At 75.3% G+C, this 22,243-nt stretch carries 23 protein-coding genes; 9 read left to right on the top strand and 14 right to left on the bottom strand.

Annotated elements, in window-relative coordinates; all coding sequences use genetic code 11:
• Nucleotides 1–146 precede the first annotated feature (146 nt).
• The 5 genes from DQ241_RS15990 to DQ241_RS15970 form a co-directional block, all read right to left on the bottom strand.
• Nucleotides 147–932, bottom strand: coding sequence for an RNA methyltransferase (locus DQ241_RS15990; RefSeq protein ID WP_233492483.1), 786 nt, complete (start codon nucleotides 930–932; stop codon nucleotides 147–149).
• Between the two features lie 213 nt (nucleotides 933–1,145).
• Nucleotides 1,146–1,535 (bottom strand): 50S ribosomal protein L20, encoded by a 390-nt coding sequence (gene rplT / locus DQ241_RS15985; protein WP_113831162.1) that lies wholly within the window; start codon nucleotides 1,533–1,535, stop codon nucleotides 1,146–1,148.
• 42 nt (nucleotides 1,536–1,577) lie between these two features.
• Nucleotides 1,578–1,772 carry a 50S ribosomal protein L35 gene (rpmI, locus tag DQ241_RS15980; RefSeq protein ID WP_113831161.1) on the bottom strand — a complete coding sequence of 65 codons (195 nt, stop codon included), beginning with the start codon at nucleotides 1,770–1,772 and terminating at the stop codon, nucleotides 1,578–1,580.
• A 94-nt stretch (nucleotides 1,773–1,866) separates the two neighbouring features.
• The gene (gene infC / locus DQ241_RS15975; RefSeq protein WP_233492490.1) at nucleotides 1,867–2,436 is read right to left on the bottom strand and encodes a translation initiation factor IF-3; all 570 of its coding nucleotides are present in this window, start codon (nucleotides 2,434–2,436) and stop codon (nucleotides 1,867–1,869) included.
• A 330-nt stretch (nucleotides 2,437–2,766) separates the two neighbouring features.
• Nucleotides 2,767–3,270: a PH domain-containing protein gene (locus DQ241_RS15970; protein ID WP_233492482.1), complete on the bottom strand. Its 504-nt coding sequence runs from the start codon at nucleotides 3,268–3,270 to the stop codon at nucleotides 2,767–2,769.
• Nucleotides 3,271–3,312: 42 nt separating this feature from the next.
• Here DQ241_RS15970 and DQ241_RS15965 point away from each other — a divergent pair, with 42 nt between their 5' ends.
• The 5 genes from DQ241_RS15965 to DQ241_RS15945 all read left to right on the top strand — a co-directional run bounded on the left by DQ241_RS15965 (nucleotide 3,313) and on the right by DQ241_RS15945 (nucleotide 8,451).
• The gene (locus DQ241_RS15965) at nucleotides 3,313–4,362 is read left to right on the top strand and encodes an MBL fold metallo-hydrolase (protein WP_199584605.1); all 1,050 of its coding nucleotides are present in this window, start codon (nucleotides 3,313–3,315) and stop codon (nucleotides 4,360–4,362) included.
• A complete protein-coding gene (locus tag DQ241_RS15960; RefSeq protein WP_113831157.1) occupies nucleotides 4,341–4,913 on the top strand; it encodes a uridine kinase in 573 nt (190 codons plus the stop codon). Before DQ241_RS15965 ends, DQ241_RS15960 begins: the two co-directional genes overlap by 22 nt.
• 79 nt (nucleotides 4,914–4,992) lie before the next feature.
• On the top strand, nucleotides 4,993–5,733 hold the full coding sequence (locus DQ241_RS15955; RefSeq protein WP_199584603.1) for a GAF and ANTAR domain-containing protein: 741 nt from the start codon (nucleotides 4,993–4,995) through the stop codon (nucleotides 5,731–5,733).
• Nucleotides 5,730–7,199: a PP2C family protein-serine/threonine phosphatase gene (locus tag DQ241_RS15950; protein ID WP_113831156.1), complete on the top strand. Its 1,470-nt coding sequence runs from the start codon at nucleotides 5,730–5,732 to the stop codon at nucleotides 7,197–7,199. Before DQ241_RS15955 ends, DQ241_RS15950 begins: the two co-directional genes overlap by 4 nt.
• 100 nt (nucleotides 7,200–7,299) lie before the next feature.
• On the top strand, nucleotides 7,300–8,451 hold the full coding sequence (locus DQ241_RS15945) for a uroporphyrinogen-III synthase (protein WP_233492481.1): 1,152 nt from the start codon (nucleotides 7,300–7,302) through the stop codon (nucleotides 8,449–8,451).
• A gap of 4 nt (nucleotides 8,452–8,455) precedes the next feature.
• Here the strand turns inward: DQ241_RS15945 and DQ241_RS15940 are convergent, their stop codons facing one another.
• On the bottom strand, nucleotides 8,456–9,028 hold the full coding sequence (locus DQ241_RS15940; protein WP_113831154.1) for a GNAT family N-acetyltransferase: 573 nt from the start codon (nucleotides 9,026–9,028) through the stop codon (nucleotides 8,456–8,458).
• 28 nt (nucleotides 9,029–9,056) lie between these two features.
• A complete protein-coding gene (locus tag DQ241_RS15935; protein ID WP_113831153.1) occupies nucleotides 9,057–10,454 on the bottom strand; it encodes an MFS transporter in 1,398 nt (465 codons plus the stop codon).
• A gap of 148 nt (nucleotides 10,455–10,602) precedes the next feature.
• Between DQ241_RS15935 and DQ241_RS15930 the strand changes: the two genes are divergently transcribed.
• The gene (locus tag DQ241_RS15930) at nucleotides 10,603–11,397 is read left to right on the top strand and encodes a hypothetical protein (RefSeq protein ID WP_199584598.1); all 795 of its coding nucleotides are present in this window, start codon (nucleotides 10,603–10,605) and stop codon (nucleotides 11,395–11,397) included.
• Nucleotides 11,398–11,403: 6 nt separating this feature from the next.
• On the opposite strand, the gene DQ241_RS15925 is transcribed toward DQ241_RS15930, so the two are convergent.
• The 3 genes from DQ241_RS15925 to DQ241_RS15910 all read right to left on the bottom strand — a co-directional run bounded on the left by DQ241_RS15925 (nucleotide 11,404) and on the right by DQ241_RS15910 (nucleotide 13,917).
• On the bottom strand, nucleotides 11,404–11,826 hold the full coding sequence (locus DQ241_RS15925) for a hypothetical protein (RefSeq protein ID WP_113831151.1): 423 nt from the start codon (nucleotides 11,824–11,826) through the stop codon (nucleotides 11,404–11,406).
• A gap of 526 nt (nucleotides 11,827–12,352) precedes the next feature.
• Nucleotides 12,353–12,973 (bottom strand): bifunctional 2-polyprenyl-6-hydroxyphenol methylase/3-demethylubiquinol 3-O-methyltransferase UbiG, encoded by a 621-nt coding sequence (locus tag DQ241_RS15915; protein ID WP_113831149.1) that lies wholly within the window; start codon nucleotides 12,971–12,973, stop codon nucleotides 12,353–12,355.
• The gene (locus tag DQ241_RS15910) at nucleotides 12,970–13,917 is read right to left on the bottom strand and encodes an NAD(P)/FAD-dependent oxidoreductase (RefSeq protein ID WP_113831148.1); all 948 of its coding nucleotides are present in this window, start codon (nucleotides 13,915–13,917) and stop codon (nucleotides 12,970–12,972) included. Before DQ241_RS15910 ends, DQ241_RS15915 begins: the two co-directional genes overlap by 4 nt.
• A 68-nt stretch (nucleotides 13,918–13,985) precedes the next feature.
• Between DQ241_RS15910 and DQ241_RS15905 the strand changes: the two genes are divergently transcribed.
• Nucleotides 13,986–14,561 carry a helix-turn-helix domain-containing protein gene (locus tag DQ241_RS15905; RefSeq protein ID WP_113831147.1) on the top strand — a complete coding sequence of 192 codons (576 nt, stop codon included), beginning with the start codon at nucleotides 13,986–13,988 and terminating at the stop codon, nucleotides 14,559–14,561.
• A gap of 23 nt (nucleotides 14,562–14,584) precedes the next feature.
• Here the strand turns inward: DQ241_RS15905 and DQ241_RS15900 are convergent, their stop codons facing one another.
• Entirely contained in the window at nucleotides 14,585–15,379 is a 795-nt protein-coding gene (locus DQ241_RS15900; RefSeq protein WP_113831146.1) for an AraC family transcriptional regulator, read from the bottom strand.
• 50 nt (nucleotides 15,380–15,429) lie between these two features.
• On the opposite strand from DQ241_RS15900, the gene DQ241_RS15895 reads away from it, so the two are divergent.
• Nucleotides 15,430–15,915 (top strand): DUF2000 domain-containing protein, encoded by a 486-nt coding sequence (locus tag DQ241_RS15895; protein WP_113831145.1) that lies wholly within the window; start codon nucleotides 15,430–15,432, stop codon nucleotides 15,913–15,915.
• A gap of 92 nt (nucleotides 15,916–16,007) precedes the next feature.
• Nucleotides 16,008–16,661 (top strand): DUF4333 domain-containing protein, encoded by a 654-nt coding sequence (locus DQ241_RS15890; RefSeq protein WP_113831144.1) that lies wholly within the window; start codon nucleotides 16,008–16,010, stop codon nucleotides 16,659–16,661.
• Between the two features lie 73 nt (nucleotides 16,662–16,734).
• Here the strand turns inward: DQ241_RS15890 and DQ241_RS15885 are convergent, their stop codons facing one another.
• Genes DQ241_RS15885 through DQ241_RS15875 form a run of 3 tightly spaced genes read right to left on the bottom strand, consistent with a single transcriptional unit; the run spans nucleotide 16,735 to nucleotide 22,159 of the window.
• Entirely contained in the window at nucleotides 16,735–17,076 is a 342-nt protein-coding gene (locus DQ241_RS15885; RefSeq protein ID WP_113831143.1) for a Rieske (2Fe-2S) protein, read from the bottom strand.
• Nucleotides 17,073–19,586, bottom strand: a complete 2,514-nt coding sequence (gene nirB / locus DQ241_RS15880; RefSeq protein WP_113831142.1) for a nitrite reductase large subunit NirB — start codon at nucleotides 19,584–19,586, stop codon at nucleotides 17,073–17,075. Before nirB ends, DQ241_RS15885 begins: the two co-directional genes overlap by 4 nt.
• The gene (locus tag DQ241_RS15875) at nucleotides 19,586–22,159 is read right to left on the bottom strand and encodes a molybdopterin oxidoreductase family protein (protein ID WP_233492480.1); all 2,574 of its coding nucleotides are present in this window, start codon (nucleotides 22,157–22,159) and stop codon (nucleotides 19,586–19,588) included. The genes nirB and DQ241_RS15875 overlap by 1 nt, the downstream gene beginning before the upstream one ends.
• Between the last annotated feature and the right edge of the window lie 84 nt (nucleotides 22,160–22,243).

Below are 22,243 nucleotides of genomic sequence, written 5' to 3'. Positions count from 1 at the left end.
GAGGACCTCCGGGTTCGTGCAGTGGTCGCCTTCAGCAGCTCCACTCCACGTCCGGAGGTCCTCCCCGAACAAGACCTACTCAGATCCCGTCGTCACAACTCCTCGACCAACGTCTCCGGTCAGTACATCTAGCCGGCGGGGTCCTCCTACTGTGCGAGCTGGGTGGCGTAGAGGCAGATCGCGGCGGCCGCGGCGAGGTTGAGGCTCTCGGCCCGCCCGCGCATCGGGATCCGCACGCGGGCATCGGCCAGCGCGGCCAGGCCGGCCGGCACGCCGCGCGCCTCGTTGCCGAACAGCCACAGCACCGGCCCGGCCAGCTGCCCGCCCAGCTCGTCGAGCCGCGCCTCTCCCCCGCCGTCGGCGGCCAGCACCGTGCCGCCGGCGCGCTGCCACGCCGGCAGGAACTCCTCCAGCGGGGCGCCGCGGACGACGTCGACGTGGAACAGGCTGCCGGCGCTGGAGCGCACCGCCTTGCCGCCGTAGGGGTCGGCCGACCCGGCACCGAAGACGACGGCGCCGGCGCCGCACGCGTCCGCCGTCCGCAGCACGGTGCCCGCGTTGCCCGGGTCGGCCAGCTCGGCCAGCGCCACGGCGAGCCGGGGCGGCGCGGCGAGCACGTCGCCGCCCGGGACGTCGCGCAGCGCGCAGACGGCGACCAGCCCCTGCGGCGTCACCGTCTCGGACAGCCCGGCGGCCGCCCTGTCGGTGACGGGCCGGACCGGGACGGCCGTGGAGCCGAGCAGGTCGCGGTGGGCGTCGAGCGCGGCCTCGGTGGCGAACACCTCGCGCACGGAACCGGGGTCGGCGAGCGCCTCGACGACGGCCTGCCGCCCCTCGGCGAGGAACAGCCCTGCGGCGTCACGGCCGGCCCGCCGGGTGAGCTTGCGCGCGGCGACGATCCGCGCGGACCGCTCGGTGAGCAGCTCGGTCACTGCGTTCCTCTCCGCGAGATCTGCGCACTCGGGGCTCTCGGGCCCCGGGAAGGCCCGAGTGCGCAGATCTCGGGCCCGGACATGACCGACGCCGCCGGCGCTGGCCCCGGAGGGCCGGTCACCGACGGCGTCGGGCTGGCAAGGTGCTGGTCCGGCCATCCTGCAGGGTCCCGCGCCGAGCATGCGAGGCGTGGGGGGCAGGGTGGCCCTTTCTCAGGCGGCCTGGGCGCCGGTCGCCTCGGGGTTCGCAGCGAGGGCGGCCTTGGCCGACTCGACCAGCGTGGCGAACGCGGCGGGCTCGTTGACGGCGAGCTCGGCCAGGACGCGGCGGTCCAGCTCGATGCCGGCGAGCTTGAGGCCCTGCATGAACCGGTTGTAGGTCATGTCGTTGAGGCGAGCCGCGGCGTTGATCCGGGTGATCCACAGCTTGCGGAAGTCACCCTTGCGCGCCTTGCGGTCGCGGTAGGAGTACGTCGCCGAGTGGAGCAGCTGCTCCTTGGCCTTGCGGTACAGCCGGGAACGCTGACCGCGGTAGCCGGCGGCCGCCTCGAGGGTCGTCCGGCGCTTCTTCTGGGCGTTGACCGCCCGCTTCACGCGTGCCACGTGAGTGCTCCTGTCTTTCTGAAGGTCAGTGGAGGGGGGCGCTCAGAGGCCCAGCAGCTTCTTCATGCGCGGGGAGTCGGCCGGCGAGAGGACGCCGATGCCGCTGACCCGGCGCTTGCGCGAGGAGGACTTCACCTCGAACTTGTGCTGGTTGTTGGTGTGCTCGCGCACGAGCTTCCCGGAGCCCGTCACGCGCACGCGCTTCGCCGTGCCCTTGTGGGTCTTCTGCTTCGGCATGTCCCTCGTCCTGTTCGTCTGTCGTCGGTGCTCGTCGGCAGCCTCGTGCTACCGGACGGCACCGGCCGTCTCGGTGGTGCGTCTGTGGCCTGCGTCAGGCGCTGGGCGCCTGCTCCTCGGCCGCGGCCTTCTCGGCCTTCGCGTTGCGGCGCGCGGCGTCGGTGGCTGCCTGGTTCCGGTGCGGGGCGATCACCATGACCATGTTGCGGCCGTCCTGCTTCGGGTTGGACTCGACGACGCCCAGCTCGCTGACGTCGGCGGCCAGCCGCTGGAGCAGCCGGTAGCCCATCTCCGGGCGCGACTGCTCGCGACCGCGGAACATCACGGTGATCTTGACCTTGTCGCCGCCCTTGAGGAAGCGCTCGACGTGGCCCTTCTTGGTCTCGTAGTCGTGCGGGTCGATCTTCAGGCGCAGCCGCATCTCCTTGATGACGGTGAGCGCCTGGTTCCGCCGGGCCTCGCGGGCCTTCTGGGCGGACTCGTACTTGAACTTGCCGTAGTCCATGAGCTTGGCGACCGGCGGGCGCGCCATGGGCGCGACCTCGACGAGGTCGAGCTCGGCGTCCTGCGCCAGGCGCAGCGCTTCGCCGATGGACACGACGCCGACCTGCTCCCCCTCCGGTCCGACCAGACGGACCTCGGGGACGCGGATGCGGTCGTTGATGCGGGGCTCGGTGATGGCCTCTCCTCTGCTCTTGCCTCTGAGGAGCCCTGCCCGTCCCGGGCGCCGGAAGGACGAAGGCCCCGCCGAGCGTCAGCTCAGCGGGGCCCACTCTCCGGCGGGCGCACGCGCCTGGGGCGCGTACGCGACGCGAGCGCCGACCGTGCGGCCGGTTCTCGCGATCCGGGGACCTGGTCGCCTGGACGGCGTCAGGTGGGAGCGGGCTCCTCTTGGATCAGCGCCCCTCGCGGGCCGCTGGTTGGTTCGCGTGCCTCGTGTAGCAGGGAGGCGCGCTCACTCTACAGCGTCCCGGGGCTCACGGTCATTCCCGGGTCAGTCGTCGTACAGGAGGGGCGGCGGAACGGGGTCCTTCGCGCGGGCGGCGGCGTGCAGCGCCCGCAGGCCCTCGACCGCGGCCAGCGCCTGGGCCTTGTCCGCCGCCTGCAGCCCGTGCAGCGAGATCTCGTCGCCGTTCTCCAGCAGCAGCGACGCCCACGCCGACTTCCGGTCGAAGCGGACGGCGCGCACCGCCTGCCACGGCACCTCGTGCCGGACCGCGAGGTTGAGCACGTGCACGCCGTCGGCGTCGGCGTCGACCCGCGACCGGCCGAGGAGCAGCACACCCGCCGCGAGCACCAGGCCCAGCCCGGCCACGGCGATCTGGTCGGCGGTGCCGTAGGCCACCACGGAGTTCTCCGTGCCGGGCAGCGAGAGCGCCACCAGCACCATCACGACCACCACGACCGCCGCGACGGCGACGAGGACCCGCCGCAGCCGCCGCGGCACGGCGGTGACGGTCGGCGCGACGGGGTGGGGGGAACCGCTCACGCCCCCCATGCTGCCAGCCCTCCCCCTGCGGCGGCTGGCAGAGTGCCGGGCGTGGAGATCACCGGCACCGCCCAGCACGAGGCCTGGAACGCCCGCACCCTCCCCCCGGTCGAGCAGCTCCGCCCCGATCTCTGGTCGATCCCGGTGCCCATCCCGCACAACCCGCTGCGCTACGTCAGCGTCTACGCCTTCGCGCTGCAGGGGGGCGGGCTCGGGCTGATCGACACCGGGTGGGAGAGCGAGGCCGGCTGGAGCGCGCTCACCGAGGGGCTGGCCTCCATCGGCGGCGGTGCCGACGACGTGCGCGGCGTCGTCGTCACGCACCTGCACTTCGACCACCTCGGCCTGGCCGCGCGGGTGCGGGAGGCAAGCGGCGCCTGGGTGGCGATGCACCCCGCCGACGCGGACGCCGTCCGCCGGATGACGGTGGCCGACGCCCGCACCCTGGTCGACGACGAGGTCGCCTTCCTCGTCGGGCTCGGGGCCCCACCGGAGGACGCGCGGGCCGACGTCGGCGGGGCGGAGAACCTCTCCGGCTTCTCCCGGATGGCGTTGGCCGACCGGCTGCTGGAGGACGGCGACCGCGCTGCCTTCCCCGGGTGGTCGCTGCGCGCCGTCCACACGCCCGGCCACACGCCCGGCCACCTCTGCTTCGCCGAGGAGCGCACCGGGCTGTTCTTCTCCGGCGACCACGTGCTGCCGCGGATCAGCCCCAACGTCTCGTCGACGACCAAGGGCCTGCCGGACCCGCTGCGCGACTTCATGACCTCGCTGCAGGCGGTGCGCGACCTGGAGCCCACCGAGGTGCTCCCCGCCCACGAGTGGCGCTTCCGCGGGCTGGCCGACCGGGTCGACGCCCTCACCGCCCATCACGAGCACCGGCTGGCCGAGCTGCTCGAGGCCATCCGCACGCACCCGCGCTCGACGCCGTGGGACCTCGCCGCGCACCTCACCTGGTCGCGCCCGTGGGAGCAGTACGAGCGGCGGATGCGGATCTTCGCCGTCACCGAGACCGACGCCCACCTGCGCACGCTGGCCGGCCGCGGCCTCGTCGTCGGCAGCGGTGGACCGGTGCCCACGTGGACGCTGGCGCTGCGCTGAGCCTCGGCGCGCTGGCCGCCGACCTGCTCGCCACTCCCCCGCGCCTCGGCGGCACGCGGCTGGTGTGCGTCGACGGTCCCGCCGGGTCCGGGAAGACCACCTTCGCCGGGCGGCTGGCCGCCGAGCTGGGGACGGCCGCCGAGGTCGTGCACATGGACGACCTCTACGCCGGGTGGACGCTGACCGGCGCGGTCGCCCGTCTCGAGGCGGGCGTGCTCCGGCCGCTGGCCGACGGGCACCCGGGGGCCTACCACCGCTACGACTGGGCGGCCGGGTGCTTCGACCCCCGCCCGGTGCCCGTGGCCGCCGCCCCGGTCCTCGTCGTCGAGGGTTGCGGGAGCTCCCCGCGCCGGCTCGGCCCGTGGACGACGCTGCGGGTGTGGGTCGAGGCGCCCGACGGGCTGCGGCTGGCCCGAGGCCTGGCCAGGGACGGCGCGGCGATGGCCCCGCACTGGCACCGGTGGCTGCGCACCGAGGCCGCGGAGTTCGCCGCCGAGGGGACGCGGGCCCGCGCCGATCTGCTCGTGGACGGCACCGTGCCGCTCCGCTGAACCGCGCCTAGGGTGAGCTCACGCCGTCGCAGCCTCGAAACACGCGGGGATCCTCGGTCCGACGGTTCCGAGGTGCCCAGTGGCCACCGATCCCCCGCCGCGCGCGCAGCTGCCTCTGGACGAGGAGCTGTCCACGGTCTTCGCCCGGATGTCCGGGCTGCTGCTCACCGAGGAGACGGTCGAGTCCGCCCTCGGCGTCGTGGCCGCGCTGGCCCTGGACACCGTGCCCGGCTCGGTGGGCGCGGGCGTGACGGTCATCGACCACCGCGGCCGCCGCGTCTCCTCCGGGTCCACGGACCCACGCGTGGAGCAGGCCGACGCCCTGCAGTACGAGTTCGACGAGGGCCCCTGCCTCACCGCCGCCGGCCGGCGCGAGCTGGTCCGGATCGACGACGTCGCCACCGAGACGCGGTGGCCGCGGTGGACCACCGCCGTCCGGTCGCTGGGCGTGCGATCGACCGCCAGTGCGCCGCTGGTCGCCGGGAACCGGTCGCTGGGCGCGATCAAGGTCTACGGCGAGCAGCCGGCCGCCTTCGGGTCGCACAGCGAGCAGCGGCTCAGCATGTTCGCCGGCCAGGCGGCGCTCTTCGTGGCGAACGCGCAGACCGCCGAACGGGCCCGGCGGCTCAGCGACGACCTGCGCGGCGCCTTCCGCAGCCGCGACGTGGTGAACCTGGCCAAGGGGGTGCTCATGGGCAAGGAGGGGGTGTCCGAGGAGGCCGCCTTCCAGCTGCTGCTGGCGCATGCGCGCACGCAGGGTGCATCGGTCCGGGAGGCGGCGCAGACGGTGGTCACGGCGGCCGCCCGGCGGCGCCGGTGACCCGGCACGCGGCGCCTCCCCCGGACGACCAGCGGGTCAGGCTGCGGGCGGCGTTCCGGCACAGCGACCTCAGCGCGGAGCAGCTGTGGACCCGGTACTTCGGGCTCGGGGGCGACGCCGACCTCCTCGACGTCGAGGCCCACCTCGAGGGCCTGCAGGAGCTGCCGACGCTCCAGGCCGACCTGCTCGCCCTCGCGGTGAACGAGCGGCTGGACGAGCTCACCGCCGAGCGCCGGGTGCCGTTCGTCCAGCTGCTCCAGGACGCCCGCCCTCCCGGCAGCCCGCTGCGCTCGCTGGCCGAGCTCCTGGAGGCCGCGCACCGCTCCCCGCCCGAACGGCTCGGCGCGATCGCGCGCGAGGCGGGGCGCACCCTCGGCGTCGACGTCACCGTGCACCTCGCCGACCACGAGCAGCAGCACCTCGTGCCGCTGCCGTCGGGCGTCCCCTCGCGGAGCACGCGGCTGAGGATCGACGGCACCCTCCCGGGGCGGAGCTACCAGAACCTGGAGATCCTCCCGTCCGTCGCCGGCGGGACACCCCGGCTGTGGGTACCGCTGGAGGACGGCACCGAGCGGCTGGGCGTGCTGGAGGTGCGCCTGGCCACGGCCGAGGCCTTCCACGATGCCGGGCTGCGCGACCACTGCCGCTGGCTCGCGCTGCTGATCGGCCACCTCGTCGCGTCGATCGGGCGGTACGGCGACGAGCTCGAGCGGGTCCGCCGCAGCCGGCCCCCCACGCCCGCCGCCGAGCTGATCTGGCGCCAGCTGCCCCCGCTGACCGCGGCGACCGACGACTTCGTGCTGGCCGGCAGCCTCGAGCCCACCTACGACGTGGGCGGGGACGCGTTCGACTTCGCGCTGACGGAGCACACCGTCTCCCTCGCGGTGTTCGACGCCATGGGCCACGGCATGCCCGCCGCGATCCTGGCGTCGGCCGCGCTGGCCGCCTACCGCAGCACCCGCCGCGACCGGCGCGGCATCTACGAGCAGGCCCGCAGCATCGACGAGACGATCGCCCGCTGCTTCCCGGGCAGCGCCTTCGTGACCGGGGTCCTGGCCGAGCTCGACGTCGCATCGGGGCGGCTGCGCTACGTGGCCGCGGGCCACCCGCCCCCGCTGGTGCTGCGCGGCCGCAAGGTCGTGAAGAGCCTCGACGGCGGGCGCCGGGTGCCCTTCGGCCTCGGCGACGGAGGGTTCGCCGTGGCCGAGGAGGTGCTGCAGCCCGGCGACTGGCTGGCGCTGTACACCGACGGGATCACCGAGGCCCGCGACGCCTCGGGGGCCTGGTTCGGGGAGGAGCGGCTGGTCGAGCTGCTGGCCCGGGCCAGCGCCGCCGGCCATCCCCCGCCGGAGACCGTGCGCCGGCTGACGCGGGCCGTGCTGGAGCACCAGGGCGGCCTGCTCCAGGACGACGCCACCGTGCTGTTGGCGTCCTGGCGCGCCCCCGCCCCGCCGCCCGGGGTGTGATCCGCGGCACCTCCGCCACGGGCGGCACCCCCGCGACACACGGGCGCAACGCGGGCGCAGCACCATGGGGCGACGCGGACCACGGCACCCGGGGGGACACGTGCGCGAGAGCGCCGAGCAGGACGCACCGTCCATCGAGCCGTCGACCGGGCCTCCGACCGGGCCGTTGCCGCTGGCCGGCTACACGGTCGCGGTGACCGCCGCCCGCCGGAAGGAGGAGCTCGGCGCGCTGCTGGACCGCCGCGGCGCCCGGGTGGTGCACGCCCCCGCCATCCGGATCGTGCCCCTGGCCGACGACGCCGAGCTGGTCGCCGCCACGCGGTCGGTGCTCGAGCGGCCGGTCGACCTGGTCATCGCCACGACCGGGGTCGGGTTCCGCGGCTGGCTGGAGGCAGCGGAGGCCTGGGACCTGCCGCTGGTCGAGCACCTGTCGTCGGCGCGCGTGCTCGCCCGGGGCCCCAAGGCGCGGGGGGCCATCCGGGGCGGCGGCCTGGTCGACGCGTGGTCGCCGTCGTCGGAGTCCTCGGCCGAGGTGCTCTCCCACCTGCTGTCCGGCGCGGAGGGTCCGCTGGAGGGACGGCGGATCGCCGTCCAGCTGCACGGCGACCCGCTGCCCGACCTCGTCGCCGGGCTGCGGCGGACGGGTGCCGAGGTGCTGACCGTGCCGGTCTACCGGTGGGTGCTGCCCGAGGACGTGGCGCCCGTGCGGCGGCTCGTGGCGAGCGTGGTGGCCGGCGGGATCGACGCCGTGACCTTCACCAGCGCCCCCGCCGCGGCCAGCCTCCTGAGGGTGGCCGACGAGCTCGGGCAGCGCGCGGCGCTGGTCGACGCGCTGCGCGGGCAGGTGCTGGTGGTGGCCGTCGGTCCCGTGACCGCCGGTCCGCTGGAGGCGGCGGGGATCGGCACCGTGCAGCCCGAGCGCGCCCGGCTCGGGGCGCTGGCCCGCGAGGTGGTGGCCCGGCTGCCCGAGCGGGATCCGGTGCTCGCCGTCGGCGCGCACACCCTCCAGGTGCGCGGGTACGCCGCGGTCGTGGACGGGCGGCTGGTGGAGCTGCCGCCGGGGCCGATGGCGGTGCTGCGCGCGCTCGCCCGCCGTCCGGGAACGGTGGTGGCCCGCCCGGAGCTGGTGGGCTCGCTGCCGGGGGGCGGCGACGAGCACGCCGTGGAGATGGCCGTCGCCCGGCTGCGCGCCGCGCTCGGCGCGCCGCTGGTGCAGACCGTGGTCAAGCGCGGCTACCGCCTCGCCGTCTGACCCGTCAGCTCAGGTCGAGCCGCATCAGCAGGCGCGGGAAGCCGTTGAGGACCGACTCGGTGACGGCGGCCTCGGTGAAGCCGGCCCGCTCGAACAGCGCCCGGGTGCCGACGTAGGCCATCGTCAGGTCGACCTTGGCGCCCTGGTTGTCGACCGGGTAGCCCTCGATCGCCGGAGCGCCGTGCGCCCGGGCGAACTCCACGGCTCCGGCGAGCAGGGCGTGCGAGATGCCCTTCCCGCGGTGCCCGGGGCGGACCCGGATGCACCAGACCGACCAGACGTCGAGGTCGTCGACGTGCGGGATCTTCCGGTTGCGGGCGAACGTGGTGTCGGCGCGCGGGTGGACCCCGGCCCAGCCGACCACCTCGCCGTCGTCGTAGGCCAGCACGCCGGGCGGCGGGTCCTCGGCCACCAGCTGCCGCACCCGCTCCCCGCGCGCGGGGCCCAGCAGCGCCTGGTTCTCCTTCGACGGGATGCGGTAGCTCAGGCACCAGCAGGCGTTGGCGTCCGGCCGCTTGGGGCCGACCACCGTCGCGACGTCCTCGAAGCTGCTCGCGGGGCGGACCTCGATCGCCATGCCGGGATCCTGGCACCACTTCCCGGCGCTAGACGCGGTGCGCGGCCTGCGGGCGCAGGTAGACCGCCCAGGTGACCGCCACGCAGACGACGTAGAAGGCGATGAAGACCAGGTAGGCGGAGTCGCCGGTGCCGGTGGTGAGGAACGACTGCCGGAAGGCGAGGTTGACCAGCACCCCGCCGAACGCCCCGACCGCGCCGGCGATGCCGATCAGCGCCCCCGACATCCGCAGCGCCCGGCGGTCGGCCGCCTCCGGGTCGCCGCCCTCGGCCACGGCCTGCAGCGCCTTCGAGCGGAAGATCGCCGGGATCATCTTGTAGGTGGAGCCGTTGCCCACGCCGCTGAGCACGAACAGCAGCACGAAGCCGACGACGAACAGCGGCAGCGACCCCACCTGGCTGGCCGTCCACACCACCCCGGCCCCCAGCGCCATCGCGACGAAGTTCCAGCAGGTGATGCGCGCACCGCCGTAGCGGTCGGCCAACGAGCCCCCGAGCGGGCGGATCAGCGAGCCGAGCAGCGGGCCGAGCCAGGTGAGGGAGGCGGCGGCCAGCGGTGTCGCGAACGACTCCGCGAACTGGTTCTGCAGCACCTGGCCGAAGGCGAACCCGAAGCCGATGAACGAGCCGAACGTGCCGATGTAGAGGAACGACATGATCCAGGTGTGCGGCTCGCGGGTTGCCTCCCGCATGGCCCTCGGCTGGTTGCGCGCCGTCGCCAGGTTGTCCATCACCAGGGCGGCGCCGACGGCCGCGGCCACGATGAGCGGGATGTAGATCCACAGGATCAGCCGCGGGTGCTCGGCGCCGGCGGTCGCCAGCACCAGCAGGCCCACCAGCTGGACGACGGGGACGCCGAGGTTGCCGCCCCCGGCGTTGAGCCCGAGCGCCCAGCCCTTGAGCCGGTCGGGGTAGAAGGCGTTGATGTTCGCCATCGAGCTGGCGAAGTTGCCGCCCCCGACGCCGGCCAGGCAGGACACCAGCAGCAGGGTGGAGTACGAGACGCCGGGTTCGAGCACCACCGCCGTCGCGATGGTGGGGACGAGCAGCAGCGCGGCGCTGACGATCGTCCAGTTGCGGCCGCCGAAGGTGGCGACGGCGAAGGTGTAGGGCAGCCGGACGAAGGCACCCAGCGCCGTTGGCAGCGTCGTGAGCAGGAACTTCCCGGCCGGGTCGATGCCGTACACCGCCTCGGGCAGGAAGAGCACGAGCACCGACCACAGGCTCCAGATGGAGAAGCCGACGTGCTCGGAGAACACGGAGAAGAACAGGTTGCGGCGGGCCACCCGCTTGCCCGTGGTCTCCCAGAACTCCGGGTCCTCGGGCCGCCAGTCCTCGATCCAGCGCCCGTGCCGCGGCGGCGGGGCCGCGGTGGCGGACGGGAGCGCGGACGGGACGGCGGACGGCGTGCGCGTGGGGGCGGCCATGCGCGCAACGGTGGCGGGCCCCGGTTTCCCCGGCGTCGCCCCGCGGCTGAGCTCGTGTTCCGTTCCGCTCACCTGGGCTGACCCGCTGTGGTGAGGGCGCCGGCGACCGGCGTGCGCCGGCCCGGCACGACCGGCGAGGATCACCGGCGTGACCGCCCCCGACGACACCCTCCCCGCTCCCGGCCGCGCCCTCATCGAGCAGGGCACCCCGGTGGCCGGGTCGATGAGCCGGGCCGCCGCCACGGTGGTCTTCGAGCCGTCGGCCGCCGCGGTGCGGATCAGCCCGGCCTTCGCCGCGAGCCTGCGCACGGCGGCCACCGAGGCCGCCGCCCTGCCGGTGCCCCGCGAGCAGGTCCGCGCCGGGGCCGCGCTGGCCTTCGCCGTCGAGTACGGCGCCACGCAGCTGCGCGCCGGCCGCGGCGCGCGCGAGGACGGCTGGTTCGCCGCCCGTCCCGGCAGCCGGCCGGCCGCCGACGAGCTCGCCGAGGCGGTGGTGGCCGCAGCCCGCCGCGCCACCGACGAGCGCCGGGTGCGCCACCTGGGCTACCTGCTGGCGGAGGTGTCCTGCTCGCCCGACCTCGACGCCGACGTCGCCGTCCGGGCCCTGCGCCTGGTGGAACCGCTGACCTGGCGCCAGCTGTCGCTGCTGGCGGGGGTGGGCCGCCGCGACCGCGTGCCGCTGCCCATGGCCCCGCTGACCGACGAGCCGCGCGCCTGGACGCAGTGGGGTGCGCGCGAGGACCTGGCCGAGCTGCAGCGCACCGGGCTGCTCGACCCGCCCGTCGTGGCGCCGCGCCCGGGCGCCACCCTGCCCCGGCTGCGCGCCGCGGACCTGCGGCTGACCCGCCGCGGCGTGCTCGTGCACCGGCTGCTGGGCCTGGACCTGCTGCACGAGGACGCCGTCACCGCGGCGCTGGCCGACCTGGGGCTCCCCCGCTCCTGAGCCCGATCAGCGGGGCCGCAGCACGGTCACCAGGTTCGCGACGATCCCGATCGCCGAGCCGACGACGGCCACCCACAGCAGCACCCGGACGACCACCGGCCAGACGTCGGAGGTCCCGAGGTCGAACGGGAACACCTGCAGCAGCCGCACGGCCGTCACGAGGCCGATGGCGGTGGTCAGCACGGCTCCGGCCGCGGTCAGCCGGCGCGGGTCCCGCACCAGGTAGACCGCGTTCACCGCGATGGCGACGACCAGCGAGAGGTCGACCAGCCAGAGCACGGTCTCGAAGTCCGCGGTCAGGAACGGGACGGCGTCCCATCCCGGCCACCCGTGGACCAGCCACAGCAGCACGAGGTTGATCCCGATCGCGACGGCGTACCCGGCCCGCCGGCTCGCCCGGGTCGGCCGCCGCTCGGCAGTCGTCGTCATGGCGCTCCCTTCCCCGGGGGCGACGCTAGGGAGACGGACCACCGACCGGCAGGGGCGGAGGTCGGCGGCCGCCGGGGCGGAGGTCCGCCACCGCGGGATCGCCCGGGTGGACCGCTACCGTCCCGGCCGGGGATCCCGCGGAGCCAGGGGGTGGTCGAGGTGCGTGCCGTCCGCTTGACCGGCGCGACCGCCCTGGGCGCCGCCGCCCTCGTCCTCGGTGGATGCGCCGGGGGCGGGCCGACCGTGTGCTCGACGATCGGCTGGTCCAACGGCCTGCGCGTCGAGGTGGACCCCGGCCTGGCCGCCGCGACGGTGCGGGCCTACTGCACGGGCTGCGACGCCGGTCCCGTGCCGGTGGCCGACGGCGCCGCGGTCGTCCACGTCGGGATGTCGACGCCCGGCTCCGTCGAGGTCACGGTGCTCGACGCCGCCGGCTCGGTGCTCCTCGAGACGGAGACCGAGCCGGACTGGCGCCGCGTCGGCGGTTCCGCGGAGTGCGGCGGCCCGTCGGAGGCGACCGTCGTCGTCAGCTGCCCCGGCGCGCCACCAGGACGGTGTCGGGCACCGGGTTGCCGGTCCGGTGGGCGGCGTCCGGGTCGCGGTCCCGCGTCTCGGTGACGACGTCGGTCCACTCCGCCGGGTCGAGCACCGCCGCGACCTCCTCGGCGGTGTACAGCGCGCCGGGCTCGTGCGCGTGGCCGTGCCCCCAGCCCTCGCCGTGCCGGTGACCGACCACGAGCAGCGTGCCGCCAGGGGCGACGGCGGCGGCGAGCCCGCGGAACATCCGGTCGCGGTCGGTCCAGGTGGCGTGCAGGTAGTGCGCCGTGACCAGGTCGAAGGCGCGCTCGGGCGGCGTCCACCCGTCCAGGTCGGCGTGCCGCCACTCGATCCGGTCGGCCAGCCCGCGGGCGGCGGCCGCCGCGGCGCCGCGCTCCAGGGCGACGGGCGAGAAGTCGACCGCGGTGACCCGCCAGCCGCGCTCGGCCAGCCAGAGGGCGTCGCCGCCCTCGCCGGAGCCGGCGTCCAGCGCCCGGCCAGGGGGCAGGCCGCCCGCCTCGGCGACCAGCGGCCCGTTGGGCCGGCCGCTCCACACCGCGGGCGCCGAGCGGTACAGCTCGTCGTAGGAGTCCCGGTTCGTCGCGCTCATGCCGCCACGCCCCGCTTCTCCGCCACCGCCGCCGCGGCGTCCTCCTCGACCAGGTCGGCGTTGATCATCGCGCCGGCCCGCAGCCCCTGCGCGGCCGCCACGAGCACCTGCGCGCTCAGGTCGCCGGCGTTGCCCGCGACCCAGACCCCGGGCACCTCGGTGCGACCGGTGGGGTCCGCGGGCAGGTAGGTGCCCACCACCGCTCCGTGCATCTCCATCGGCACGGGGACGGCGCCGAGACCGGCCAGCAGCTCGGCGTTGGCGACCATCCGCGTGGTCACGACGACGGCGTCGCGCTCGACCAGCCCGCCGTCGGCGAGCCGGACGTCCGCGCCGCCCTCCAGCCCGGCCACCTCGCCGTGGACGATCCGGACGCCGCGGGCCTCGAGCCGCTCGCGCTCCTCGTCGGTCGGCTCGGACCCGGTGTGCACGAAGAGGACGACGTCGTCGGTCCACTGCCGCCACAGGTGCGCGGCGTAGGCGCCCATCGGGCCGGTGCTCACGATGCCGATGGCGCGGTCGCGCACCTCCCAGCCGTGGCAGTAGGGGCAGTGCAGCACCGTGCTACCCCACCGCTCGGCGACGCCGGGGATCTCCGGCAGGTCGTCGGTCAGCCCGGTCGCCAGCAGCAGCCGGCGGGCCCGCACCGGCGTCCCGCCGTCCAGGTCGACGCGGAAGCCGTCGTCGTCCCGGTGCACGGCGGTGACCCGGCCGCGGACGACCTCCCCGCCGTAGCCCTCCACCTCCCCGCGGCCGATCGCGTACAGCTCGGCCGGGGGCGTGCCCTCCCGGCCGAGGTAGTTGTGCACGTGCCCGGCGGGGGCGTTGCGGGGCTCGCCCGCGTCCACCACCAGCACGCTGCGCCGGGCGCGGGCCAGGGTGAGCGCTCCGCTCAGCCCTGCCGCGCCGCCTCCGATGACCACCACGTCGTACCGCTCGTCCATGCCGACCACTGTGGACCCGAGCGGGCTGCGGTGGCAACGATGCTTGCTGAAGTGGCAAACTACCCCGCATGACCGACGACGACGTCCTGGCGAACGTGGGCCCGCGGCTGCGGGCGCTGCGCACCGAGCGCGGCGCCACGCTGACCGACGTCGCCGGGACGACCGGCATCTCGGTGAGCACGCTGTCCCGGCTGGAGTCCGGCGGGCGCCGGCCCACCCTGGAGCTGCTGCTCCCGCTGGCCCGCACCTACGGCGTCGCCATCGACGACCTGGTGGACTCGCCGGCACCGGCCGACCCGCGCGTGCACGGGCACCCGATCACGCGGGACGACGGCATGACGATGGTGCCGCTGACCCGGCAGGCCGGCGGGCTGCAGGCCTACAAGATGCTGCTGCCGGCGCGGTGGCGGGTGGGCGACACCGACCAGAAGACGCACGAGGGCTACGAGTGGCTCTACGTGCTCTCCGGCCGGATCCGGCTGCTGCTGGGACCACGCGACTTCGTGCTGGGCCAGGGCGAGGTCGTCGAGTTCGACACCCGGGTGCCGCACACCTTCTCCAACCCGTTCCCCGAGCCGGCGGAGGGGCTGGTGCTGTTCGGCCCGCAGGGCGAGCGGATGCACGTCCGCGCCCGCCCGGCCTGACCCGCCTCACCGCGAAGAAGCGGTCAGGCGGAGCGGGCGTAGGCGGCCGGCGTCGTCGCCAGCATCCGGCGGAAGTGCCGGGTCAGGTGCGCCTGGTCGTAGAAACCGGCCGCCGTCGCCACCTCGGCGGCGGGCACCCCGCCGAGCAGCAGCCGCCGGGCCAGGTCGATCCGCCGGCCGGTCAGGTAGCGGTGCGGCGGCAGCCCGTGCCGCCGGGTGAACGCCCGGACCAGGTGGGTCGGGGTCACGCCGAACCGGGCCGCGGCCGCACCGAGGTCGACGCCCTCCACGAGGCGGGCGTCGAGCAGCTGGCGCAGCGCGTCGGCCACCCGGGAGTCGCGCACCGCGGCGGGCGGCTCGACCGCGCGGTCCAGGTGCTGCCCGAGCCGCTCGAGCACGAACGCCAGCCGGCTCTGCGCCTCGAGGTCCTCGGCGTGCGGGGCCAGCGCCGCGTGCAGCCGGGAGACGCGGTCGCGCAGCACCTCGTCGGCGAGCTCCGGCCGGTCCACCGCCCGGCCGACCCGATCGGCACCCAGCACGGCCGGCTCCAGGTACAGCACCCGCTTGCGGAAGCCGGTGGGCAGCTCGGACCGCCCGTCGTGCGGCACCCCGGGCGGCAGCAGGGTGACGACGGCGCGCGAGGCGCCGTGCGCGTGCCGGTCCAGGTCGTAGCGGACGGCGCCGTCGTCGACCAGCAGCAGCGTCCAGGCGTCGTGCGTGTGCGACGGGTAGGCGTGGTCGGCGAACCGGGCGTGCAGCACCTCGGTCAGCCCGGGCACCTGCGGGCGCCAGGCGACCACCTCGGCGGGGCCGGTCACGTCAGGAACGTACAAGACCGGCCGACGACGACGGCGCGACGCTGACCTCCGTGACGACCGCGCAGACCGCCCCCGAGACCACCCCCGACACCGCCGGCGTCCCCGGCGTCCCCGGCGAGTCCGCCCCGCCCTGGCCGACGAAGATCGTCGTCCTCCTGCGCGAGGGCCTGCTGCCGTGGCAGGAGCTCAACGTCACCGCGTTCCTCTCGAGCGCGGTGGCCGCCGCGGTCCCGGAGCTGATCGGGCGTGCGTACCAGGACGCCGACGGCACCCCGTACCTGGCGATGTTCCGGCAGCCGGTCCTGGTGATGACCGGTTCCGCCGAGGTGCTGGCGACGGCGCGAGAGCGGGCGGTGCAGCGCGGCCTGCCGGCGTCGGTGTTCACCGCCGACCTGTTCGCCACCGGCGGCGATGCGGAGAACCGGGCCGCGGTGCGCGCGGTGGCCGGCGCGGACCTGGACCTGGTCGGCATCGCGCTGCACGGGCCGAAGAACGCCGTCGACAAGGTGGTGAAGGGCGCGCGCATGCATCCCTGAGCGCGGGCGCAAGTCGGCCGCACGTGCATCCAAGCCGGCCGCAAGCGCCTCCCGTCAGGGTCGCCGCGACCCACCCGACGAGGAGTGCACCGATGACCCAGCAGATCCAGCCCACCCCGCCGCCCGGCCCGCAGCACGCCCCGCCGCCGCAGTACGGCCTGCCCGCCTACGGCCCACCGCCCGGCGGGTACGCCCCGCCCCCGGCGCCCCGGAAGCGCAGGACCGGCCTCGTCGTCGCCGCGGTGGTCGGCGGCGTGGTGCTCCTCGGCGGGCTGGTCGTGGGGGCGCTCCTGCTGTTCGGCAGCAGGACGCTGGACTCCGCCGACGTCGAGCGCCAGATCAGCCGCGTGACCGCCGACCAGACCGGCGTCGCACCGACCGACGTCTCCTGCCCCGGGGACGTCGCGGTCGAGTCGGGTGCGGCCTTCGGCTGCACCGCCTCCCTGGAGGGCCAGCCGATCTCGTTCACCGTGACGCAGACCGACGACGACGGCGGTGTCGAGATCGCGAGCGACGACGACTTCGTCGACGTCGCCGTGGTGGAGGCGGCGCTGGACCAGCAGCTCGGCGAGCTGACCGGCGTGGTGGTCATCAGCACCTGCGACACCGGCGGCCGCTCGGTCCTCGTCGACGCCGTCGGGACGCCGATCCCGTGCTTCGTCGACAACGCCGCGGACGCGACCGACACGATCCGGGTGGACGCGTTCGTCGACGAGGCAGGCGCCGTGTCGTACGAGGTCCGGTGACCAACTCCCCCTGACAGCTTTCGGTACCGAAAGCTGCCGCTCCCGGCGCAGCTCTCGGTACCGAGAGCTGGGTTCAGAGGGTGACGACGAGGGCGCCGTCCCGCTCGTGCACCGGGTAGACCCGGATCGGGGCGGCGCCGGACGTCGAGGCGCCGTCGGTCCACCGGTAGGCGAACAGGTGCAGCGGGCAGACCAGCACGTCGACGTCGGTCTGCCCATCGGCGAGCGGACCGCCGGCGTGCGGGCAGGCGGCCTGCGTCGCGTGCAGCGACCCGTCGCGCAGCCGGAACACCGCCACCTGCACGCCGCCGGCGACGAACGCCCGCCCCTCCCCCGGCGGCACGTCCTCCACCCGGCCGACCGTGTGCTCGACGGGCGCGTGCGCGGTGGCCGAGCGCTCCTCGGTGAGGCTCATCGGACCGGCACCTCCGGCAGCGCGACCAGCGGCAGGGCGGGACGGAACTGGCCCGGCGTGGCGGGGTCGGGTCCGTCCTGCCCCCACGGGTCGGTGTAGGCGTCGATCGACCGCTGGATCCCGGCGTCGAGGTCCGCGCCGGACTCCTCCAGCGCCTGCCGGATGGTCTCCAGCCCGACCCGCGGCACGAAGTCGTAGGTGCGCTCCAGCCAGTTGGCGTTCTCGCGGTAGTGCTGGACGAACCGGCCGACCAGGGTCATCACCTCGTCGCGCGAGGAGACGGTGGCCAGCAGGTCGCCCTTGCGCACCGACGCCCCTGCGGCGCCCCCGACGTAGACCTCCCACCTGCCGGCACCCACGGCCACCACCCCGACGTCCTTCACGTACGCCTCGGCGCAGTTCCGCGGGCAGCCGACGACGGCCATCTTGATCTTCGCCGGGCTCTCGATGCCCTGGAACCGGGTCTCCAGGTCGATGCCGAGCTGCGTGGAGTCGTCGAGCCCGAACCGGCAGAAGTCCGAGCCGACGCAGGTCTTCACCGTGCGCATGCTCTTGCCGTAGGCGTAGCCCGACGGCATGCCGAGGTCGGCCCACATGGCCGGCAGGTCCTCCTTGCGGACGCCGAGCAGGTCGATCCGCTGGCCGCCGGTCACCTTGACCATCGGCACCTCGTACTTCTCGGCGACGTCGGCGATCCTCCGCAGCTGCGCGGGGGTGGTCACGCCGCCCTTCATCTGCGGGACGACGGAGAACGTGCCGTCGCGCTGGATGTTGGCGTGCACCCGGTCGTTGATGAACTCGCCGTCCTTCTCGGGGACGAAGTCGGCGCCCCAGATCATCTTGAGCAGCGAGGTCAGCCCCATCTTGGAACGCGCGTCCTCCTTGCCGCCGGGCGCGAGCGCGGCGAAGACGGCGGAGACGCTGCGCAGGTCCTGCGCCCGGATCGCCGCCGTGAGCTCGGGCTTCGCCAAGGGGACGCCGGGCACGTACCAGGACGCCGACGGGTCCTCGGTCACCTCGCCGTCGGCTGCCCACTCGACGATCTGCTTGACCAGCGACTTGCACGAGCCGCAGCCCTTGCCGGCTCGGGTGCGGTCCATGACGGCGCCGACGCTGCCGCAGCCACCGGCGACCGCGCCGCAGATGTCGCCCTTGGAGACGCCGTTGCAGTTGCACACCTGCGAGTCGGCCGGCATCTCTGCGACGCCCACCTCCTCCGCGCCGTCGGAGAGGTCGACCAGCAGCCGGATCCGCTCCTCGGGCAGCGGCGAGCCGCGGTCGAAGGCCTGGGTGAGGTAGGCGACCTTGCGGGTGTCGCCGAGCAGGGTCGCGCCGATCAGCCGGTCGTCGCGGATCACCACCGACAGGTGCACGCCGCGCTTCGGCTCGGAGATCACCAGGAACTCGTCGTCGTCCCGCTCGGGGGTGGGAACCCCCATGACGGCGACGTCGACGCCGGCCACCTTGAGCTTCGTGGCGGTGCGGCTGCCGTGGTACTCGGCGGCGGGGTCCGTGCCGGTGAGGACGTCGGCGAGCACCCTCGCGTGCTCCCAGGCGGGGGCCACGAGCCCGTAGACGGACCCGCGGTGCTGCGCGCACTCGCCGATGGCGTAGACGTCGGGGTCGTCGGTGCGCAGCTGGTCGTCGACGACGACCGCCCGCTCCACCTCCAGGCCCGACCGGACGGCGACGTCGGTGTGCGGCCGCACGCCCGCGGCGACGACCAGCAGGTCGCAGTCCAGCCGGCGGCCGTCCTTGAGCAGCACGCCCTCGACGTGGTCGCTGCCCAGCACCTCGGTGGCGAGGACGTCGAGGTGCACGGTGATGCCGAGGGACTCGACGCTCTTCTCCAGGACGGCGCCCGCTTCGCGGGAGAGCTGGGCGTTCATCAGCCAGGGCATGGCGTGCACCAGGTCGACCTGCAGCCCGTGGCCCTGCAGCGCCCGCGCCGCCTCCAGCCCGAGCAGGCCGCCGCCCATGACCACCGCGCGCCGGCACCGGCCGGTGGCCTCGAGCAGCGCGCGGGTCTCGTCGATGGTGCGGAAGCCGAACACGCCGGGCAGCAGGTCGCCGGCCTCGGTGCGGACGCCGGTCATGGGCGGGATGAACGAGTAGCTGCCGGTCGCGAGGACCAGGTGATCGTAGGGGGTCGTCGACCCGTCGGCGGCGTGCACCAGCTTGGCCGCGGTGTCGACCCGCTCGACGCGCACGCCGGCCCGCAGGTCGACGTCGTTGTCGGCGTACCACTCGTGGCTGTTGAGGACGATGTCGTCCTCGTGCGACTCCCCGGCCAGCACCGGGCTGAGCATGATCCGGTTGTAGTTGCCGTGCGGCTCGTCGCCGAAGACGGTGATGCGGAACGAGTCGCCGCCGCCGCGCTCGAGCACCTCCTCGACGAAGCGGGCACCGGCCATGCCGTTGCCCACCACCACCAGCCGGCCGCGGCGATCGAGCTCGTCGTCCACGCGCAGCGCCGTGACGCCCGCAGGGCGCCCGCCGAGGACCGGCATCAGACCTCCACCAGCCCCAGGTCGACGACGAGCTCGCCGGTGACGCCCTCGGGCGCCGCGGCGTGCAGCTCGATCACCGAGCCGCCGGGCAGGTCCTCCACCACGCGCAGCGGCACGTGCGTGTCCGCCTTGGCGCCGATCGGGAACCAGCGCATGGGTTCGCCGTCGCGCAGCAGCAGCACGTAGACCAGCTCGCCGGTGCTGTTGCCGCCGCGGAAGTACAGCGCCTGCGCGGAGCGGCCCGCCGGCACCGTGTACCTCAGGGCCGCGTCGACCGGGCCGGGCTTGGTCAGCCCCTCCCCGGTGATCGGGTAGACGCCGTGCAGGAACCGGGGGGTGCTCCTCATGCTGGTGCTCCTCGTCCGTGCGGGGGTGCGGGGCTCGGGTCGGGCGGGGACTGCGTGCGCTGCGGTGCGCGGCTGGGCGGCGGGGGGCTCGAACCGCTCGTCCGGGCCACCGACGCGGGTCACGGCGACGGCGCAGACCTTGAAGGCCGGCATCCGCGACGTCGGGTCCAGCGCCGGGTCGGTGAGCGCGTTCGCGCTGGAGCCACCACCCCAGTGGAAGGGCGCGAAGACGACGTCGGGCCGGATCGCGTCGGTGACCTGGGCGTGGAAGCGGGCGCTGCCGCGGCGGGTGCGGAGCTCGACGACGTCGTCCTGCGCGATGCCCAGCCGCCGGGCGAGGTCGGGGTGCAGCTCCGCGCGCGGCGTGGGCGCGATGAGCTGGAGGCTGCGCGAGCGCCGGGTCTGGGTGCCCGACTGGTACTGCGCGAGCACCCGGCCGGTGGTGAGCACGAGGGGGTACTCGCCGTCGGGGGGCTCGTGCGCCTCGACGTGCTCGACCCGCAGGAACCGGGCCCGGCCGTCGGGGGTGGCGAACCGCTCGGTGAACAGCCGCGGCGTCCCGGGGTGCTCGTCCGACGGGCACGGCCAGAAGACGCCGGCCTCCTCGTCGATCCGCCGGTAGCTGATGCCCGAGTAGTCGGCCGCTCCTCCGGCGCTGGCGCGGCGCAGCTCGTCGAACACCGTCTCGGGGTCGCCGCTGAACCCGCGCACCCCCAGCCGCCCGGCGAGGGTGGCCAGCAGCTGCAGGTCGTCGGGGACGCCGTCCGGCGGGTCGAGCGCCCGCCGCCGGCGGATCACCCGGCCCTCGAGGTTGGTCATCGTCCCGGCCTCCTCCGCCCACATGGCGCTGGGCAGGACGACGTCGGCGAGCTCGGCGGTCTCGGACAGGAAGAAGTCGCTGACCGCGAGGAAGTCCAGGTCGCGCAGCCGGCTCACCACCCGGCGGGCGTCCGGGGCGCTCACCGCGACGTTCGAGGCCAGGACCAGCAGCGCCCGCACCCCGCCGTCGGTGCCGAGGGCGTCCAGCAGCTCGAACGCCGACCGCCCGGGCACCGGAAGGTCGTCGGGCTCGACACCCCAGACGGCGGCGACGTGCGCGCGGGCGGCCGGATCGGCCAGCGACCGGTAGCCGGGCAGCTGGTCGGCCTTCTGCCCGTGCTCGCGACCGCCCTGCCCGTTGCCCTGGCCGGTGATCGTGCCCCAGCCGCTGCCCGGCCGCCCGGGCAGGCCGAGCGCGAGCGCCAGGTTGATCCACGCCTGCGCGGTGTCGGTGCCGTTGCGGTGCTGCTCGGCGCCCCGGGCGGTCAGGACCAGCGCCTTCTCCGCCCGCGCGAGGGCGAAGACGGTGCGCCGCTGCTGCTCCACCGGGACGCCGGTCAGCCGCTCCACCCGGTCCGGCCAGTAGCCGGCGACCCCGGCGCGGACGTCGTCGAAGCCGGTGGTCCGCGCGGCGACGTACTGCTCGTCGACGAGGCCCTCGGCCAGCGCGAGGTGCAGCAGCCCGTTGGCCAGCGCGAGGTCGGTGCCGGGCAGCGGCTGCAGGTGGAGAGCGGCGTTGCGGGCGGTGGCGGTCCGGCGCGGGTCGACCACGATGTGCTGGGCCCCGCGCTCCCGCCCGGCGTCGAACCACTGCATCGCCGGCGGCATGGTGTCGGCCGGGTTGCTGCCGACCAGGACGACGACGTCGGCCCCGGCGATGTCGGAGAGCGGGAACGGCAGGCCCCGGTCGAGGCCGAACGCGCGGTTCGCGGCGCCGGCCGCCGAGGACATGCAGAACCGGCCGTTGTAGTCGATGGCGCTGGTGCGGAGGGCGACGCGGGCGAACTTGCCGAACTGGTAGGCCTGCTCGTTGGTGAGCGAGCCGCCGCCGAAGCAGCCGACGGCGTCACGGCCGTAGCGGGTCTGCGTGCCACGGATCGCGGCGACCACGCGGTCGAGGGCGTCGTCCCAGGTGCTCTCCACCAGCGGGCTGGTGCGGTCGCCCGGCGTCGCGCGGACCAGCGGCCGGGTCAGCCGCTCGGGGTGGTCGAGCAGCTCCGCCGCCGACCACCCCTTGGAGCACAGCCCGCCCCGGTTGGTCGGGAAGTCCAGCGGCACGAGGGTCGCGGGGCGGTCCCCGGCGGTGACCGCCATGCCGCACTGCAGCGAGCAGTAGGGGCAGTGGGTGCCGGTCGTCCGCGTGCCGGTGCCGCGCGCGGCGGGCGAGGAGGTGGCGGCGGGGGGCACGGGTCGAGGGTGGGTCGCCGTCGTTTCGCGACGGGACCGCCGGCGTCAATCCCGCGTTCCGCCTTCCTCACATCGCCCGGAACG

The sequence above is a fragment of the Blastococcus sp. TF02A-30 genome, assembly GCF_003319185.1.
In the GTDB taxonomy this organism is placed as follows: domain Bacteria; phylum Actinomycetota; class Actinomycetes; order Mycobacteriales; family Geodermatophilaceae; genus Blastococcus.
The sequence above is the reverse complement of the archived record's forward strand: the minus strand, read 5'-3'. Positions and strand labels throughout refer to the sequence as shown.